The 15,480-nt window shown below is 58.8% G+C and carries 19 protein-coding genes; 9 read left to right on the top strand and 10 right to left on the bottom strand.

From position 1 onward, the window contains the following. The first annotated feature begins 271 nt into the window (after positions 1-271). Positions 272-709 (top strand): BspJ family T4SS effector nucleomodulin, encoded by a 438-nt coding sequence (locus H4I99_RS12355; protein WP_163906074.1) that lies wholly within the window; start codon positions 272-274, stop codon positions 707-709. Positions 710-1,155: 446 nt separating this feature from the next. Here H4I99_RS12355 and fliP read toward each other — a convergent pair whose 3' ends face one another. Genes fliP through flgB form a run of 10 tightly spaced genes read right to left on the bottom strand, consistent with a single transcriptional unit; the run spans position 1,156 to position 7,330 of the window. After that, a complete protein-coding gene (gene fliP, locus H4I99_RS12350; protein WP_163903393.1) occupies positions 1,156-1,902 on the bottom strand; it encodes a flagellar type III secretion system pore protein FliP in 747 nt (248 codons plus the stop codon). Then, positions 1,899-2,417: a flagellar basal body-associated FliL family protein gene (locus tag H4I99_RS12345; protein ID WP_425314382.1), complete on the bottom strand. Its 519-nt coding sequence runs from the start codon at positions 2,415-2,417 to the stop codon at positions 1,899-1,901. Before H4I99_RS12345 ends, fliP begins: the two co-directional genes overlap by 4 nt. 48 nt (positions 2,418-2,465) lie before the next feature. Next, the gene (gene flgH / locus H4I99_RS12340) at positions 2,466-3,191 is read right to left on the bottom strand and encodes a flagellar basal body L-ring protein FlgH (protein WP_163903390.1); all 726 of its coding nucleotides are present in this window, start codon (positions 3,189-3,191) and stop codon (positions 2,466-2,468) included. After that, complete coding sequence (locus H4I99_RS12335; protein ID WP_163903388.1) at positions 3,188-3,736, bottom strand: MotE family protein; 549 nt, start codon at positions 3,734-3,736, stop codon at positions 3,188-3,190. The genes flgH and H4I99_RS12335 overlap by 4 nt, the downstream gene beginning before the upstream one ends. Beyond that, the gene (locus tag H4I99_RS12330) at positions 3,733-4,812 is read right to left on the bottom strand and encodes a flagellar basal body P-ring protein FlgI (protein WP_244625068.1); all 1,080 of its coding nucleotides are present in this window, start codon (positions 4,810-4,812) and stop codon (positions 3,733-3,735) included. Before H4I99_RS12330 ends, H4I99_RS12335 begins: the two co-directional genes overlap by 4 nt. 38 nt (positions 4,813-4,850) lie before the next feature. Then, positions 4,851-5,339 carry a flagellar basal body P-ring formation chaperone FlgA gene (flgA, locus tag H4I99_RS12325; RefSeq protein ID WP_163903384.1) on the bottom strand — a complete coding sequence of 163 codons (489 nt, stop codon included), beginning with the start codon at positions 5,337-5,339 and terminating at the stop codon, positions 4,851-4,853. Between the two features lie 21 nt (positions 5,340-5,360). Then, positions 5,361-6,149, bottom strand: a complete 789-nt coding sequence (flgG, locus tag H4I99_RS12320; protein WP_163903382.1) for a flagellar basal-body rod protein FlgG — start codon at positions 6,147-6,149, stop codon at positions 5,361-5,363. Positions 6,150-6,169: 20 nt separating this feature from the next. Beyond that, on the bottom strand, positions 6,170-6,517 hold the full coding sequence (gene fliE, locus H4I99_RS12315; RefSeq protein WP_163903379.1) for a flagellar hook-basal body complex protein FliE: 348 nt from the start codon (positions 6,515-6,517) through the stop codon (positions 6,170-6,172). 2 nt (positions 6,518-6,519) lie between these two features. After that, entirely contained in the window at positions 6,520-6,933 is a 414-nt protein-coding gene (flgC, locus tag H4I99_RS12310) for a flagellar basal body rod protein FlgC (RefSeq protein WP_163903377.1), read from the bottom strand. Position 6,934: 1 nt separating this feature from the next. Beyond that, positions 6,935-7,330, bottom strand: coding sequence for a flagellar basal body rod protein FlgB (gene flgB, locus H4I99_RS12305; RefSeq protein WP_163903375.1), 396 nt, complete (start codon positions 7,328-7,330; stop codon positions 6,935-6,937). Positions 7,331-7,728: 398 nt separating this feature from the next. On the opposite strand from flgB, the gene flgF reads away from it, so the two are divergent. The 8 genes from flgF to flhB all read left to right on the top strand — a co-directional run bounded on the left by flgF (position 7,729) and on the right by flhB (position 15,469). Further along, entirely contained in the window at positions 7,729-8,463 is a 735-nt protein-coding gene (flgF, locus tag H4I99_RS12300) for a flagellar basal-body rod protein FlgF (protein ID WP_163903374.1), read from the top strand. A gap of 18 nt (positions 8,464-8,481) precedes the next feature. Next, positions 8,482-9,882, top strand: coding sequence for a flagellar protein export ATPase FliI (gene fliI / locus H4I99_RS12295; RefSeq protein ID WP_163903373.1), 1,401 nt, complete (start codon positions 8,482-8,484; stop codon positions 9,880-9,882). Positions 9,883-9,887: 5 nt separating this feature from the next. After that, entirely contained in the window at positions 9,888-10,448 is a 561-nt protein-coding gene (locus H4I99_RS12290; protein WP_163903372.1) for a flagellar protein, read from the top strand. A 246-nt stretch (positions 10,449-10,694) separates the two neighbouring features. Then, positions 10,695-11,567, top strand: coding sequence for a flagellar motor stator protein MotA (motA, locus tag H4I99_RS12285; RefSeq protein ID WP_163903371.1), 873 nt, complete (start codon positions 10,695-10,697; stop codon positions 11,565-11,567). Continuing rightward, entirely contained in the window at positions 11,564-12,517 is a 954-nt protein-coding gene (locus tag H4I99_RS12280) for a FliM/FliN family flagellar motor switch protein (protein ID WP_163903370.1), read from the top strand. The genes motA and H4I99_RS12280 overlap by 4 nt, the downstream gene beginning before the upstream one ends. 77 nt (positions 12,518-12,594) lie before the next feature. Beyond that, a complete protein-coding gene (fliN, locus tag H4I99_RS12275; RefSeq protein WP_163903369.1) occupies positions 12,595-13,179 on the top strand; it encodes a flagellar motor switch protein FliN in 585 nt (194 codons plus the stop codon). A gap of 29 nt (positions 13,180-13,208) precedes the next feature. Further along, positions 13,209-14,249 carry a flagellar motor switch protein FliG gene (gene fliG / locus H4I99_RS12270; protein WP_163903368.1) on the top strand — a complete coding sequence of 347 codons (1,041 nt, stop codon included), beginning with the start codon at positions 13,209-13,211 and terminating at the stop codon, positions 14,247-14,249. A gap of 140 nt (positions 14,250-14,389) precedes the next feature. After that, a complete protein-coding gene (flhB, locus tag H4I99_RS12265; protein WP_163903366.1) occupies positions 14,390-15,469 on the top strand; it encodes a flagellar biosynthesis protein FlhB in 1,080 nt (359 codons plus the stop codon). The last annotated feature ends 11 nt before the right edge of the window (positions 15,470-15,480 follow it).

Below are 15,480 nucleotides of genomic sequence, written 5' to 3'. Positions count from 1 at the left end.
CGCCCCCCTTCAAGGGTGTCAGACGGACTGCCTTTTCCGACATCTGACGTTCCCGCGTCACCGCTGGCCTGGCCAGCAACAGCTACGTACCCATTCGAGCATCCGAGCATGTCTAAACGAAACGATACCCTATCACCGATCCCTGCCAGCTCAGCAGCTGTGCGGGCATCAAGAGATAGACTGGTTTTTCAATAAGTTGAAAGGTTGCGGCGGATCCGCCCTTGCGGTGTCCACCGTGGATAAAAACCAAAAGACGGGTAAAATAGACAAAATGAAAATATGCCCCTACTCGATCGAGCGCGAAGAAATCCTAGCACGTGCCATCGGCCCTCTCGCGGCCGAATTAAGACTGATCGACGCGGCAGACTTCATTTCCATGCTGCGTTTTGAACATCATGGCAGTATTGCCGATCTCATCGAGTCTGCCGCCGAACTCTATTTTCATCCCGGCACGATCCGCTTCGGCGCCGGGGGCGATTATTCGCTGGACTGGGATACTGTGCCTTCCGTCACACTCGATCTCGAGATCATGCCGCAAGGCGTCACCGTCTACGCCCGGCTCATGCTGGGCCGTGACAAGGCCGCCATCTCGATAGACTACATAAACTTCCAGAACGCATCGAGCGATCCGGACGCCAACACGGCGTTCCTCGCCAACAGCCTGGGAAATTCCCGCCTGATGTCGACGCGGGCCGCAAGCGCAATTTGAAAGGAATGGTGGAGACCAGTTCTCTGCCGACTCGCCGGGCCGGCCGGCGAGAGATTGGCCGTCACGGCTTCGTCCGTGAATTCACGTCGTCACAGGGGCGAGGTGAAGCAGGCGTGAGGGCATTTTCCGGCAATAGACAGAACGGCATCGCCTCAATGCTCTCTTCTTTCAAGCCATTCAGGAGGCAGAGCCGCTAACCCTCTGCTGGGTTTCTCCAGCCCCGTTACTCCTTGCTTTGGGAACGTGAGCCGTACATTGGAAACCACTCGAACCGACGCAGAGTATTCACCCGCCGTTCTTCCGTCCTCATTGAAGACGTCACCCTTCCTGTTCTGCCCTACCCCGCACCTTTCCTCGTCCGCCTGAGATGGAGGCATAGGAAAGCGCCCGTGACGTGGCCACGGGCGCCTTTTACATATCATGCCGGAACTGTGGCGACTGCTCTTCTAGGAGAACGACCGCACAAGAGAGCCCACAAGCAAGTTCCAACCATCGATAAGCACGAAAAACAGGATCTTGAACGGCAGGGAGATCGATGTCGGCGGAAGCATCATCATACCCATCGCCATGGTGATGGTCGCGACCACCATATCGATGACGAGGAAGGGCAGAACGATCAGGAAGCCGATTTCGAAGCCGCGACGTATTTCGGAGAGCATGAAGGCGGGAATCAGAACGCGGTAATCCGCCTTGCCGTCTGTCACCGTCTGCTGGCCGCGCTCATTGGCGATATCCACGAACAGCGCCAGATCCTTCGGGCGCGTATTGGTCATCATGAAGGTGCGGAACGGTTCGGCAGTCCGCTGAACGGCCTCGGCTTCCGAAAGCTGGTTCTGGAGCATCGGCTGAATACCATCCTGCCAGGCGCGATCGAATGTCGGCGCCATAACGTAGAAGGTCATGAACAAGGCCAAGCTTGTCAGGATCATGTTGGACGGCGTGGTCGCAAGCCCCATGCCCGACCGCAGGATCGAGAAGGCAATGATGAAGCGCGGAAAGCTCGTCACCATGATAAGGATGCCGGGCGCGACCGACAGAACCGTCAGCAGCCCGAAAGTCCTGATGATCCAAGCCGCAGCCGAGCCATCCACCGGAAGATTCAGCAGATTCGGAAGTTGCTGCGACAGCTGCTGAGCGTTCGCCAATTCGGGGAACAGGCCCAGTGCAGCGATAAGGATTAAGAGGCGTATCATTCGATCACGAACATCCTGAACAGGACCTTTGATATCCGGCCCTGCGAGCGCTGGTCAACGATTTCCGATACGTCATCCCTAAGATATTGAAAGCCGCGCGGCCCCTGCACCTGCTGAAGAGACACCGTGCGCAGATAAGCGAGGACGTCCTGATGGATTTCCTCGGCAAGCGCCGGATCGGGAGTGCCGTTGAACAGCAGCGCTAGCTCGATCCGGATCCAATTCTCAGATGGATAGGCCAGATTCGTAACGATCGGGTCCAGCGAGACCAGATTTGGCTGGCTCGCGGAGATGTTGGGGATTTCGCCCTTCTCTCCGCCCGCCTCGTGCCCCCCCGCTGCCTTGGCTTCAGGCTCCGCCGTAGCCTCCTGCCCTGGCGGAGGCGTCAAAGCAGGAACCAGCATTTTGCCGACAAGCCAGCCGCCGCCGAGGCCGACGACCGACAGGACGGCGACGCTGGCGATCGTGAGGACCAGTGCGGATTTCTTCTTGCCGGGGGATTCCGCGTCGGCGATCATCAGGGGAGCCATGTCACCAAATGTCCTTCAATGGGGTCGGAAAGGTCAGATCGGGGCAAAGAGGTCTACCACCTGCTGACCGACAGGCGGCTGCTGCACCTCTGTTATGCGGCCACGGCCACCATAGGAGATTCGGGCTTCAGCAATCTTGTCATAAGAGATGGTATTGTCGGAATCGACATCCTGCGGCCGCACGATACCGGCGACGTTAAGGATGCGGATTTCGTGGTTGACGCGAACCTCCTGGGAACCGCTGATGATCAGGTTGCCGTTTTCGAGAACACCGGTCACGACGGCCGCGACGAGCAGCGTCAGCTTTTCGGCGCGGCTGATCGAGCCCTTACCGTTCGCTTCGGTGGTGGTGTCGAAGCCCATGGTCGAATCGGTTTCCGGCTTCCATCCGAAAATCGTAGCACTCGCATTCCAGCTGGTCTTCCGGTCGTTGGTGCGCTTGCGATCGGTTTCGTTGTCGAAGCTTGCCTTGTCGTTGATCTGAATGTTGACGGTCATGATGTCACCGACGTTCAAGGCGCGCGCGTCCTTGAACAGGGCAGCCTGACTATCGCTCCACAGCGAATAGCCGCTCGCTGTCTTATGCGGCTGCTTCGGATACATCGCCATCTGCGGCGTCTGACCGTAACGCAGACCACTGCCGATCGGGCTCATGGAAGGCGCGTTGCCGATTTCCTTGAGCGTCTGGTTCTCCGTCACGCTCTTGCAGCCTGACAGGAGAGCGACGGTCAGCATAAGGGCGGGGAACGCTTTGTTCATGACGGATCTTTCGACGTGTTTGGATCCGCAGCACTGGACATGATAGAAGATACCACCGCGGCCTTCTTCGCTTCCATTTCGCTGAGGATCAGGCCCGACTGGCGGGCCGGGAGTTTCATGATGATCGCTGCAGCGAGTGTAGCGTCCATTTCCTGGAGTTGCGGCGCCGCCGCATCCGCCTTCATGGTCTTGTAGATGTCCACGAGACCCGCTTCAGCCTGCTTCAGGAAGTCGTTTCGACGCTTCAGCCAATCCTCATACTCGGCCTTGCGCGCCTCCATGACAGAAATGCGCTGATCGATATCGGCCTGCAGCTTCTCGAGTTCTTCCTTCTGCAGAAGATAACGCCTGTCACGGGCGGGATCTGCGATATTGGTGCAGTACTGGCGGATTTCATCCTCGGTGGTCGGAGGAGCCGCAGTCTGGACCGCTTCCTGGGCACTCGCGGCAGGAAGCACTGCCATGAGGCAGAGCGCGGCAAAGACAGAACGGGATAATACCACGCCGTGACCGGCCTTATGAGATGAAGCGACTGTCTTCGTCATTGCAGTACGAGCTCCGCTTGCAAGGCACCGCTCGACTTGATGCCCTGAAGAATGGCGATGATTCCGTCAGGCTTCACGCCGATGTTGTTCAGGCCGGCAACGAGGGTCCGCAGATCCGGTCCATCGATGATAGCGACAGGGCCACCGGTCTTTTCCGCAGTGATATCGGTCTGGTCCTGTATCGCGGTCTGGCCCTTCGAGAACGGTTCCGGCTGGATGACCTGCGGGGTCTCGGTGACCTGCACAGTCAGGGTGCCGTAACTGACAGCGACCTTGGAGATGCGAACGTCGGCGCCAATGACGATGGTGCCGGTGCGCTCGTTGATGACTACCTTTGCCGGTGTATCCGTTTCGACCACCAAATTCTCGATATCCGCCATCAGGCGCGTGAGATCAGCCGTCTGCGGCTTCTGCACGACGACCGCCTGCGCATCACGCGCTTCAGCGATCCGCCGACCATGATTGCGGGAGGCATAATTGTTGATCACATCGGCGATACGAATGGCCGTCGAGAAGTCCGGGTTGCGCAGCTGCAGCACAAGATTGACGGAATCCTTGAACTGAGACGGCAGTTCCCGCTCGATGATGGCGCCGCCGGGCACACGTCCAGCGGTCGTGACTCCTTCAGTGATCTGGGCAGCCTGGCCCTGGGCATTAAAACCCGAGACGACAACCGATCCCTGTGCGACGGCGTAAATCTGGCCGTCAGCGCCGGTCAGTGATGTCATGACCAGCGTGCCGCCGCGGAGGGAGGTGGCATCGCCGAGCGAACTCGCAGTAACGTCGATCCGGCTACCGGGGCTTGCAAACGGAGGGAGGTTGGCGGTCACCATAACTGCCGCGGTATTCTTCGCGCCGGACTGTCCGCCCTGCGTGGAAATCCCGAGATTCTGCAGCATCGCCCGCATCGACTGTTCGGTGAACGGCGACGAACGAAGACTGTCGCCGGATCCCTGCAAGCCAACCACGAGACCATAACCGATCAACTGGTTGTCCCGGCCGGCCTGAAGCGATGCGATATCCTTGACGCGCGCGTTCGGCTCGGCGGCAGCACCGAAGGCGGAGGCCGCCAGCATAGCTAGCGCGGCAAATGCCACGGAAAGGGAGCGAATGGTCATTTCTGCATAACCTCGACTGTTCCATCAGCCATTACAGTGCCGCTTACGATTACTCCGGTATCCAGATTGCGCATTCGTACGACGTCGCCCACCATGGCATCCTGAAGAGGGGTTCCGGCGGCTGAAATCGTCATGCCTCCGGTGTTGACGGTCATGCGCATGGTCGAACCGCGCTGCACGGCGAAGGGCTCGCGAAGGCTGCCCACCGGAATGGTGCGTCCCGGAACGAGAGTACGTTTGGAAACCTTGCCGATGACGTCGGAAACGTCGGTCGCGTAACCGCCAGCGAGGTTGGGGTTGGTCACCTCGACTTCCGTCACGCGGCCAGCGCCGATAATTTCGCCGGGGAAGATTGTCGCTGTCGGCACAACGGCATAGCGGGTCGCGGCAAGCGCCGTTTGTGGCACCATGCCAGCGGAGAACAGCAGGACGGAAACCGCCCCGCTGCGCGCCAAATTCACTGCATAGTTCCGGGAAAACCTCATGCTTGCCCTGCCTCGTTAGGACTACTTCAGATTCTGGCTGACGATGGTCGCCATTTCGTCGGCGGTCGTGATGACCTTTGAGTTCATTTCGTAAGCACGCTGAGCGGAAATCAAATCGGTGATCTCCTTGACGGCATCGACGTTCGAGCTTTCGAGATAACCCTGCTTGACGTAGCCGAAGCCGGTATCCTGAGCGACACCGACAACGGCTTCGCCAGAGGCTTCCGTCTGCTGGAACAGGTTATCGCCGAGCGGTTTCAGGCCCGCTTCGTTGACGAAGTTGGAAAGCTGAAGCTGACCGAGTTCCGTCAGGTTTTCTTCCGTGCCGACGCGAACCGAAACGATACCATCCTGACTGATGGTGATTTCCGTGGCATCATCCGGAATGGTGATGTTCGGCATGACGCCGTAACCGTCGATGGTCACGAGACGGCCGTTCGCATCCTTATTGAACGCGCCGGCGCGGGTGTAGAGCGTCGAACCGTCGCCGCCTTCCACCATGAAGAAACCCTTGCCGACAATCGCGACATCGAGGTCGTTGCCTGTCGAGGAGATTTCACCCTGCGTGTGAAGCTTGCGGACAGCCGAGGTCTGCACGCCGAGACCGATGTTGGCGCCTTCCGGCACCACGGACTGGTTTGCCCGGTTGGCCACGCCCTGGGCGCGCTCGGTCTGGTAGAGCAAGTCGGTGAACTCGGCGCGGCCGCGCTTGAAGCTCGTTGTGTTGATGTTCGCAATGTTGTTTGCGATGACTTCGAGATTGGTCTGCTGGGCATCCATACCCGTCGCAGCAATGGCAAGTGCTCTCATGGTCGCGATTCCTCAGCCGTCTAGATCTGCATCTTGGTGATATCGAGGTAGGCCGAGACCACCTTGTCGCGCAGGGCGACCGCCGTCTTCAGCGTACGGTCGGCCTCCATGACGGCATCGACGACTTCGCGCGTATCCGCAGTGCCCTTGATGCCAGCGAAGGAAGCAGCTTCACCCCCCTTGACCGCATTGATGGCATCGTTGACGGCGCCGCCGAGCACGCTGGCAAAGGTGGGGCCGAGCGCGGCACTGGCTGCCGCCGAGACGACCGTACCGGCCTGGGACAGAATGTTGCTTTCGCTCGACTGCACGCCGAGCGTACCGGCGCCCTTCGTCAGCGAATTGATACTGGAAACGGAATCAATCATCGTTAGCCTTTCAATAGGTCGATCGTTGCCGAGATGAGATCTCGCGTTTGACGAATGGTCTGCAGATTGGCCTCGTAGCTGCGGTTCGCTTCGCGCAGGTCGGCCATCTCGATCAGCATGTTGACGTTAGGAAGTTTCACCATTCCTTTTTCGTCGGCGGCTGGATGATCCGGATCGTATTCCTCTACGAAATCCGAACGATCGACGCCGAGCTTCTTCACATGCACCAGCGTAGTTCCGGTTGCACGGTCCAGCTCGGAATCAAAGGTAATGATCTTGCGCCGATAGGCGTCGGCACCCGGCGTGTCACCCGTTGTGCGGGAGTTCGCAATGTTTTCCGATACAATGCGCAGTCGTGTAGACTGGGCTTCAAGACCGCTTCCTGCGATCTTCAGGGAGGCTGACAAAGGATCCATCTTACTTACCTACCGCAGTCAACATCATGTTTTGCATGGCGCGAATGAGCTGGGTGTTCAGCTCGAACTGACGCTTGACTTCGCCCATCTTGGCGACTTCGGTCGAAAGGGCGACCGTATTGCCGGATTCCTGGGTGCCGATCTCGTTATTTACGTCCGGCTCATCGATTTCGACCTTGCCGTTACCAATGATGCTGGCCTCCATATGGCCCGGCTGGGTGCGTGCCATCGCCATACCGGCGCTGGCGGACTTGAGTTCGCTGTCAAAGGGCGTGACGTCCTTTGCGCGGAACTTTGGCGTATTGGCATTGGCGATGTTCGTGGCAACCACTTCCTGTCTGACAGACAGCCATTGCGCCTGCCGCGACGCCAAGTCGAACAACTGAATAGGCTCCATCGCTATTCTCCGTATTTCTCTCATGCCATGAGTAGAGCGACAATCTTGCGCGGGACTTACGGAAAACCTCTTTGGAAATTGAACCGCCCTCGCCCCGTTTGACGGAAGACGAGACACGCTCTCATAAAGAAAGAAACGTCGGAGCCACCTCAAACGAGCCTATTTCGGCGGCCGGCAACTGGCTAGGGCCGCGACCACATCGACCGGCAAGGCTCGGCTTCTACAGATGAATAAGGTGCCGAATACCCAATTGGCATTGTGGCGAAATCCACCCGGGCACGCCGTGATGCGGGCAATCTACAGGTTCGCACAAGCAACGCCTTCTAGCTTCCACCCTTATATTGCAAAAGCTGTTCCCGAACGGGTGGAACACAGGCACGGGTTACCAGGAGAGATATATGCAGTCGGGCATTTACGTTGGCATTTCCTCGCAAATCGCTCTTGAACGCCGCCTGACGACGATCGCTGACAACATCGCGAACATGAACACGGCCGGCTTTCGCGCTACCGAAGTCAAGTTCGACGAGGTCCTGAGCAAGACCGGCAATGACATCAATGCCAAAATCGCATTCGTCAATCAGGGCAACGACTACCTCTCGACGCGTGCCGGCGAAGTCCAGCAGACAGGCAACCCGCTCGACTTTGCGGTGAAGGGCGACGGCTGGTTCGCCATCGACACGCCGGCCGGACAGGTGCTGACCCGCGACGGCCGCTTTTCCATGACGCAGAACGGTGACCTGGTGTCCACACAGGGCTATCCGGTCCTCGATGCCGGCGGCGCTCCTATCCAGCTCAACGCGAATGGTGGTACGCCGGCCGTGGGCGCCGATGGCCGCATCACTCAGGACGACAGGGTCGTCGGCTCGATCGGCGTATTCACCGCCGACCTGACCAAGGGCTTCCTGCGTTACGAAAACAGCGGTGTCATCGCAACCGACACACCGCAGCCGGTAACCGATTCGACCGATATCGGTGTCATGCAGGGCTTTGTCGAAGGCTCCAACGTCAACGCGGTGTCGGAAATGACCCAGCTCATCCAGGTCAACCGCGCATTCGAAGGCATCTCGTCGCTTCTTCAGAGCAGCGAAAATACCTTCACATCGGCCATCAAGACCCTTGGTGGCAGCCAGTAATCATCAAAGGTAGCGACGATGGAGCAATCCGGCGCACAGACCGCGAGCATGCCGCGACTGGAGGGGCTGGCGGAAATCGTGCAAAATTACAGCGCCCCAGGAACCAACCTGTTCCGAGGTGGACGCGTGCGCACGATCGCAGCCGGCCACTACACCGTCAGCGGGCTCTCACAGCATGTCCGGCTGGGGGAATTCGTCGCGCACCAGAGCGCGACCGGCGTCCACATGGGAGAGGTCGTGCGGGTCGAACCCGATCTCGTCTATGTCTGCCCTATCGAACCCGGCGAACCGATCGGCGTCGACGACATGGTTCTCCGGCAAGGCGAATTTCGCCTTGCGCCGGATGCCAGCTGGTGTGGCAGGACCATCAGTTCGCTTTGCCGTCCGATTGACGGTAAGGGTTCACTTACTCATGGAACTGTCGAAAGGTCCATCACCAGCCTTCCGCCTCCATCCATGACACGCAGCCGGGTCGACAAGCCATTCCGCACCGGCGTCAAGGCGATCGATATCTTCGCGCCGCTTTGCTACGGCCAACGTCTCGGCATTTTTGCGGGTTCCGGCGTCGGCAAGTCCACGCTGCTTTCCATGCTCGCCAAAGCCGACGCCTTCGACAAGGTGGTGATCACGCTCGTCGGCGAACGCGGTCGCGAGGTTCGCGAATTCATCGAGGATACGCTCGGCGACAACATGGCCAAGTCAGTGGTGGTGGTGACGACCAGCGACGAAAGCCCGATGCTGCGCAAGATGGCCCCCTTGGTTGGCATGACGATTGCCGAACATTTCCGCGACCAGGGCGACAACGTACTGTTTATCGCCGACAGCGTGACGCGCTTTGCCCATGCCATCCGCGAAGTGGCAATCGCGGCCGGTGAACCACCTGTCGCCCGCGGTTATCCGGCATCCGTCTTCACGGAAATGCCACGGCTACTCGAGCGCGCCGGTCCCGGTCTCGAGGGCTCCGGCACTATCACCGCAATCATTTCGATCCTTGTCGATGGCGACAACCACAATGACCCGATCGCCGACTCGACACGCGGTATTCTCGACGGGCATATCGTGCTCGACCGCGCACTTGCAGACGAGGGTCGCTATCCGCCAATCAACCCGCTGTCTTCGATCTCCCGTTTGGCCCGCAAGGCATGGACGCCAGACCAGGAAAAACTGGTTTCGCGTCTGAAGTCGCTCATTCACAACTATGAAGAGACGAAAGACCTGCGACTGATCGGCGGCTACCGGCCCGGAACGGACCCCGATCTCGACATGGCAGTCAAGCAGGTGCCCGTCGTCTACGACGTCATCAAGCAATCACCCGGCGACCGCATGGTGATCGACGCCTATACGGAATTGGCCAACGCATTGAGGGCCTCGCTCTCCGGTGGCAACCAGGCCGCTGCCAACGCAAAGCGAGGCGCGTGATGAAAATGATCCGCAGGAACAAGAATCAGAAGTCCCACGAACCGGTTGCGGAGGAAAACCGAACCACCGCATTCGACCGCTGGCTGACCGGCGGAATCATGGCTGTAGCCGCGGCAGCCGCGACATTCCCGTGGTACGTCTTTTTCAATCAGGACAAATTCGGGGTCAGCGTCGCCGGGTGGGAATCGCTTCGTGACCTGCCGCAAGGCCGTGGAAACGGCGGCGTCGGGATCGACCGTGGCCCAGGGGAACAACTGAACGCGGAGAACAGGTCCGACATGCCTGCCGAGATGAATGTCGACCCGGTAACGACCGCGACCGTTTCCAGTCTCGGTCCCGAAGGGCAAATGAACGGAGATGGCGGCGAGGCCCAGCCATTCCCCGGCGGAAGCGACCTGAGGCTGTTGCATGTGGCCAATGGCCGGGCGCTCATAGAAGACAAGACGGGCATATTCATCGTCCAGGTCGGCTCCATCCTTCCGGACAATTCCCGTCTCGCCGCTTTCCGACAGCATGACGGAAAATGGGAAATCGTAACATCAACCGGGGCGGTCTACAGCGAATAGAGACGGCAAGCTCGGCAAGCGTCTTTCGAATCACCAGAGGCAGGCGGTTTTCCCCTGCCTTTTGGCGTTTCAGACCTTTCACAAGCTCTTCCAATCAGGGTTTGGGCATCCTCTCTGGCGAGGCTCGGAAGCCCTGCGGAACAAGAAGTTTACGGCAGGACGGAAGAAACCAGCGAGGTACAGCCTCACGCAAGGAAAGCCGCTTATCGGTTCTACTGAAAAGCAACGTTCAGATGCGGGCACGAAATGAATATTATCATAGGACTTGTTATTACCTTCGGCTGCATCCTTGGCGGGTTCATGGCCATGGGCGGGCATGTCAACGTTCTCGTGCAGCCTTTCGAACTGATGATTATCGGCGGCGCCGGCCTTGGTGGTTTCATCATGGCCAACCCGATGAAGGTGGTCAAAGATTCCGGCAAGGCGATCGGTGAAGCATTCAAATACTCCGTTCCCAAGGAGCGTGATTACCTTGATGTGCTCGGCGTTCTCTATTCCCTGATGCGCGACCTGAGAACAAAGTCCCGCAACGAGATCGAAGCCCATATCGACAATCCCGAGGAATCCTCGATCTTCCAGGCCGCACCATCGGTTCTGAAGAACAAGGAACTGACCGCGTTCGTCTGCGACTATGTGCGCCTCATCATCATCGGCAACGCTCGTTCCCACGAAATCGAAGCACTGATGGACGAGGAAATCGACACCGTCCTGCACGACAAGATGAAGCCCTATCACTCGATCGTTGCCATGGGCGACAGCTTCCCGGCAATCGGTATCGTCGCGGCGGTTCTCGGCGTTATCAAGGCGATGGGCAAGATCAACGAATCGCCGGAAGTTCTGGGCGGCCTCATCGGCGCGGCTCTCGTCGGCACCATGCTCGGCATTATCCTGTCCTACTCGATCTGCAACCCGATCTCGGCGCAGATCAAGATTGTTCGAACCAAGCAGCATCGCCTCTACATCATCGTCAAGCAGACCCTGCTCGCCTACATGAACGGTTCCGTTCCGCAGGTTGCTCTTGAATACGGCCGCAAGACGATTTCCTCTTATGAACGTCCATCGATCGACGCGGTCGAGCAGGAAATGATGAACCCCGGTGGTGAGAACAAGGCAGCTTGACGATGGCGGAAGCAAAGACCAAGGCAGTCCCGGCAATGGATCACGCGCTGCTCTCCAGGCTCACCGGCGCACTCGGCGACAAAAAAACGGTCGAGAAGCTGTGCTCTGACTTCGGGCAGCTCTATTCAGAATTCTTGCCGGATATCTTCCACAGTGAAACCGGCCTCGATATGCAGGTTCACTACAAAGGTCACGAATCGGGTCTCATGAACGACGTCATCGCCGACCTTGGCGACAATGTCGTGCTGGCTGACGCTTCGCTGCGCAACTGGTCTCCGGGTTTCGTACTGGCCTGCAACAACTCCTTCATCATCACCCTGATGGAAAATCTACTGGGCGCGCTTCCCGAGACGATAGAGGAGCCGGTGCATCGTCCCCTTTCGCTGATCGAGCTCGATCTCTCGTCAATGGTGTTCGACAAGATTGCGAATGTGCTGCGTTCCGGCGTCAATGCGCCCGGCGGCTTCGAACCCCTCATCGAAAAGCCGCATAACGCGGAAGATCGCCCCAAACCGGAGGACGATCATGTCGACCAATTCGTTGCCCTCGTCAGGATGGGCATCGAGCTTGGTCCGGTCTCCTCCGAATTCTACCTGGTGATCCCGCAAAAAGCGCTTTTGAAGACGGTCGTGACCGTGCCGAAGTCCAAGAGCCAGATGTCGCGTAACCGCAAGGAATGGGCCGACCAGATCGCCGAGCAGGTGCGTCGTTCGCAGGTGACGCTCGAGGCACGTATCCGCCTGCAGACCCTCACGCTCAACACCATATCCCGGCTCGCCGCCGGCGATGTCATCCCCTTCCAGGAGACGGGCGACGTAACGGTCGATGTCAGCGCCAACGGCAAGGAAATGTACAGGTGCGAATTCGGTCGCGCCGGCGAGAGATACACCGTTCGGGTCAAGGACAACATCAGCAGTGAAGATGAAATTCTAAGACATTTGATGGGTTAGGGTCGATCCCCCAGTCATTTCATACAAGCCTTGACGAAAGGCAGGTTGAGGCAAGTTTCAACGGGAATAATGAATCCATGGCTACGAAGAAGACACCTTTGACCGAAGATGACGCGTTCGCGATGCCGACGCCGGACGCCGATTTCGACCAGGCGGTCGATGATCTGCGCGGCGTACTGAAGAGCGACGCGGAAGGTACCTTGCCGGATATCGGCAGTGACTTCGGATCCGATCTCGGCTCCGATTTTTCCATGGACTCGGCCAAGGCCGATCCGCTTTCGGGTTTCGACAACGATTTCGGCGGCGGCGCCATCGGTGGCGCGAACTCCGATTTCGGTGGTTCGAGCTTCGGCGGCAATGATTTCGGTGGCTCGTCCACCACGACGCAGGAACCCGGCAGCGCGCTGACGGCCAATATCGATCTGATCATGGATATCCCGATCGACGTCCAGATCGTGCTCGGCTCCAGCCGCATGCAAGTTTCCGGCTTGATGAGCCTTGAGGAAGGCGCCATCATTGCCCTGGACAAGAAGATCGGCGAACCGGTCGAAATCATGGTCAATGGCCGCCGCATCGCCCGCGGCGAGATCACGGTTCTGGAAAACGATGACACCCGTTTCGGCGTCAAACTGATCGAAGTGATGAGCACCAAGATATCCTGACCCGCTCCCGGGGCCAGAGAGGAAAGACCATGATGGACTTTGACGATTTCGGCGGCCCATTGACGGGCAAGCCGCTATCCCAGGCAGACAAGGCCGCGGCTGTGCTGCTCGCCATGGGAAAAGGCGTCGCCGGAAAGCTTCTGAAGTATTTCACCCAGGCCGAGCTGCAGACAATCATTGCATCGGCCCAGACACTTCGGACCATCCCGCCGGATGAACTCGCCGAACTCGTCAATGAATTCGAAGACCTGTTCACCGAAGGTGCGGGTCTCATGGACAATGCGAAGGCCATCGAGAGCATTCTCGAGGAAGGCCTGACGCCGGAAGAGGTTGATGGCCTGCTCGGCCGTCGCACCGCCTTCCAGGCTTACGAAGCATCCATCTGGGACCGGCTGCAGGATGCCGATCCGGACTTCATCGCGAAGTTCCTGATGCGCGAGCATCCCCAGACCGTCGCCTATATCCTATCCATGCTGCCGTCGTCCTTCGGTGCCAAGGTTCTCCTGAAGCTGCCGGAAAGTCGGCGTGCCGATATCATGAACCGTACGGTGAACCTGAAGAACGTCAGCCCGAAGGCTGCGCAAATCATCGAAAACCGGGTTCACGATCTGATCGCCGAGATCGATGCCGAACGGAATTCCGTGGGTTCGACAAAGGTCGCCGAACTGATGAACGAGCTGGAGAAGCCGGAAGTCGATACCCTGCTCAATTCGCTGGAATCGATCAGCCGGGAATCCGTCAACAAGGTTCGTCCGAAGATCTTCCTTTTCGAAGACCTGCTGGCAATGCCGCAGCGCAGCCGCGTCATGCTGCTCAACGACATCTCCGGCGACATCCTCACGATGGCGCTGCGCGGCGCCACCATGGAGATCCGCGAATGCGTACTCTCCTCGATCAGCCCGCGCTCGCGTCGCATGATCGAATCGGACCTTCAATCCGGCACGGTCGGGATCAACCCCCGCGAAGTCGCCATCGCGCGCCGCGCAGTGGCGCAGGAAGCCATACGCCTCGCCAATTCGGGACAGATCCAGCTCAAGGAAGCGGAAGGCGACACCACACAGGCCGCCTGAGGCACGCACGACTGTTGAAAACGCCAGACTGCCTGCGCCCGCCGATTGGCTTTCAATCGGCGGGCGTCTAGTTTTCTACCCGGCGCGACCGTCACCCGGATCGCTGACGCAAGAGACCCCTGGCGAGCAAGGAACCGGACGTGGCCGACGACCAGGATAAAGACAGTAAAACAGAAGACCCGACAGAGAAAAAACTAAGGGACACGATCGAGAAGGGTAATACGCCTTCATCGAGGGAAGTCCCGATCTTCGCCTCCTCCCTCGCCTTCTATATCTATCTCGTCTTTTTCGTGCCCGCCGGCGTCGCGCGGCTGGGAGAAAGCCTCCGCGATCTCTTCGAACAACCCGACCAGTGGCATATCGCGACCTCCACGGACGTTGTGTCCCTCTTCACCCATCTCGGATGGGAGATGAGCGCCCTTTTCCTGCCGGCCGCAGTGCTGTTTTTGCTGTTCGGCATCGGTTCGAACGTGGCTCAGAACATGCCGCAGCTGGTTCTGGAGCGCATCAGGCCCCAGGCCAATCGCATCTCGATCGCCAAGGGCTGGCAGCGGCTGTTCAGCGTCAGCGGCCTCATCGAATTCGGCAAATCGCTGTTCAAGATCATCATCGTCTCGGTCGTAATGGTCTTCGTGTTGCGAAGGGACTATTTCGGCGCGCTCGATGCGATGTTCTCCGACCCGCAAGTGATCTTCGTGAAGATCATGGCGACCTTGAAACGGATCATGCTGGTCATCCTGTTTGCCACCGCAGTGCTCGCAATTGTCGACTTTTTCTGGACACGGCACCATTGGTACACACAGCTGCGCATGAGCAAGCAGGACGTCAAGGACGAACTCAAGCAGTCTCAGGGCGACCCTATCGTCAAGGCTCGCCAGCGCTCCATCGCGCGTGACCGCGCCCGTCGGCGTATGATCAACAACGTGCCGCGTGCGACCCTCGTGATCACCAACCCGACGCACTATGCAGTCGCATTGCGCTATGTACGCGAAGAAAGCGACGCGCCAGTGGTCGTGGCCAAGGGGCAGGACCTGGTTGCCTTGAAGATCCGCGAGATAGCGCAGCAGAACAACATCCCGATCTTCGAAGATCCGCCGCTTGCGCGCGCAATGTTCGCTCAGGTGGCGGTAGACAACGTCATTCCGTCGGCATTCTACAAGGCTGTCGCGGAACTGGTTCACCGCGTCTATGCAGCGCGGGCGAAGCGACGCTCACGCTGATAACGCCACGA

Source organism: Paenirhizobium daejeonense (assembly GCF_014280875.1).
Classification (GTDB): Bacteria; Pseudomonadota; Alphaproteobacteria; order Rhizobiales; family Rhizobiaceae; genus Allorhizobium; species Allorhizobium daejeonense.
The sequence above is the reverse complement of the archived record's forward strand: the minus strand, read 5'-3'. Positions and strand labels throughout refer to the sequence as shown.

What these genes read in the sequence shown, in the direction of transcription:
- fliI (WP_163903373.1), top strand. Translation starts at nt 8,482, where the DNA reads ATGGAGCAATCCGGCGCACAGACCGCGAGCATGCCGCGACTGGAGGGG.
- fliN (WP_163903369.1), top strand. Translation starts at nt 12,595, where the DNA reads ATGGCTACGAAGAAGACACCTTTGACCGAAGATGACGCGTTCGCGATG.
- flgA (WP_163903384.1), bottom strand. Translation starts at nt 5,339, where the DNA reads ATGAGGTTTTCCCGGAACTATGCAGTGAATTTGGCGCGCAGCGGGGCG.
- H4I99_RS12335 (WP_163903388.1), bottom strand. Translation starts at nt 3,736, where the DNA reads ATGACGAAGACAGTCGCTTCATCTCATAAGGCCGGTCACGGCGTGGTA.
- flgB (WP_163903375.1), bottom strand. Translation starts at nt 7,330, where the DNA reads ATGGAGCCTATTCAGTTGTTCGACTTGGCGTCGCGGCAGGCGCAATGG.
- flgG (WP_163903382.1), bottom strand. Translation starts at nt 6,149, where the DNA reads ATGAGAGCACTTGCCATTGCTGCGACGGGTATGGATGCCCAGCAGACC.
- H4I99_RS12355 (WP_163906074.1), top strand. Translation starts at nt 272, where the DNA reads ATGAAAATATGCCCCTACTCGATCGAGCGCGAAGAAATCCTAGCACGT.
- fliE (WP_163903379.1), bottom strand. Translation starts at nt 6,517, where the DNA reads ATGATTGATTCCGTTTCCAGTATCAATTCGCTGACGAAGGGCGCCGGT.
- flgF (WP_163903374.1), top strand. Translation starts at nt 7,729, where the DNA reads ATGCAGTCGGGCATTTACGTTGGCATTTCCTCGCAAATCGCTCTTGAA.
- flgH (WP_163903390.1), bottom strand. Translation starts at nt 3,191, where the DNA reads ATGAACAAAGCGTTCCCCGCCCTTATGCTGACCGTCGCTCTCCTGTCA.
- fliG (WP_163903368.1), top strand. Translation starts at nt 13,209, where the DNA reads ATGATGGACTTTGACGATTTCGGCGGCCCATTGACGGGCAAGCCGCTA.
- motA (WP_163903371.1), top strand. Translation starts at nt 10,695, where the DNA reads ATGAATATTATCATAGGACTTGTTATTACCTTCGGCTGCATCCTTGGC.
- fliP (WP_163903393.1), bottom strand. Translation starts at nt 1,902, where the DNA reads ATGATACGCCTCTTAATCCTTATCGCTGCACTGGGCCTGTTCCCCGAA.
- H4I99_RS12330 (WP_244625068.1), bottom strand. Translation starts at nt 4,812, where the DNA reads ATGCTGGCGGCCTCCGCCTTCGGTGCTGCCGCCGAGCCGAACGCGCGC.
- H4I99_RS12290 (WP_163903372.1), top strand. Translation starts at nt 9,888, where the DNA reads ATGATCCGCAGGAACAAGAATCAGAAGTCCCACGAACCGGTTGCGGAG.
- flgC (WP_163903377.1), bottom strand. Translation starts at nt 6,933, where the DNA reads ATGGATCCTTTGTCAGCCTCCCTGAAGATCGCAGGAAGCGGTCTTGAA.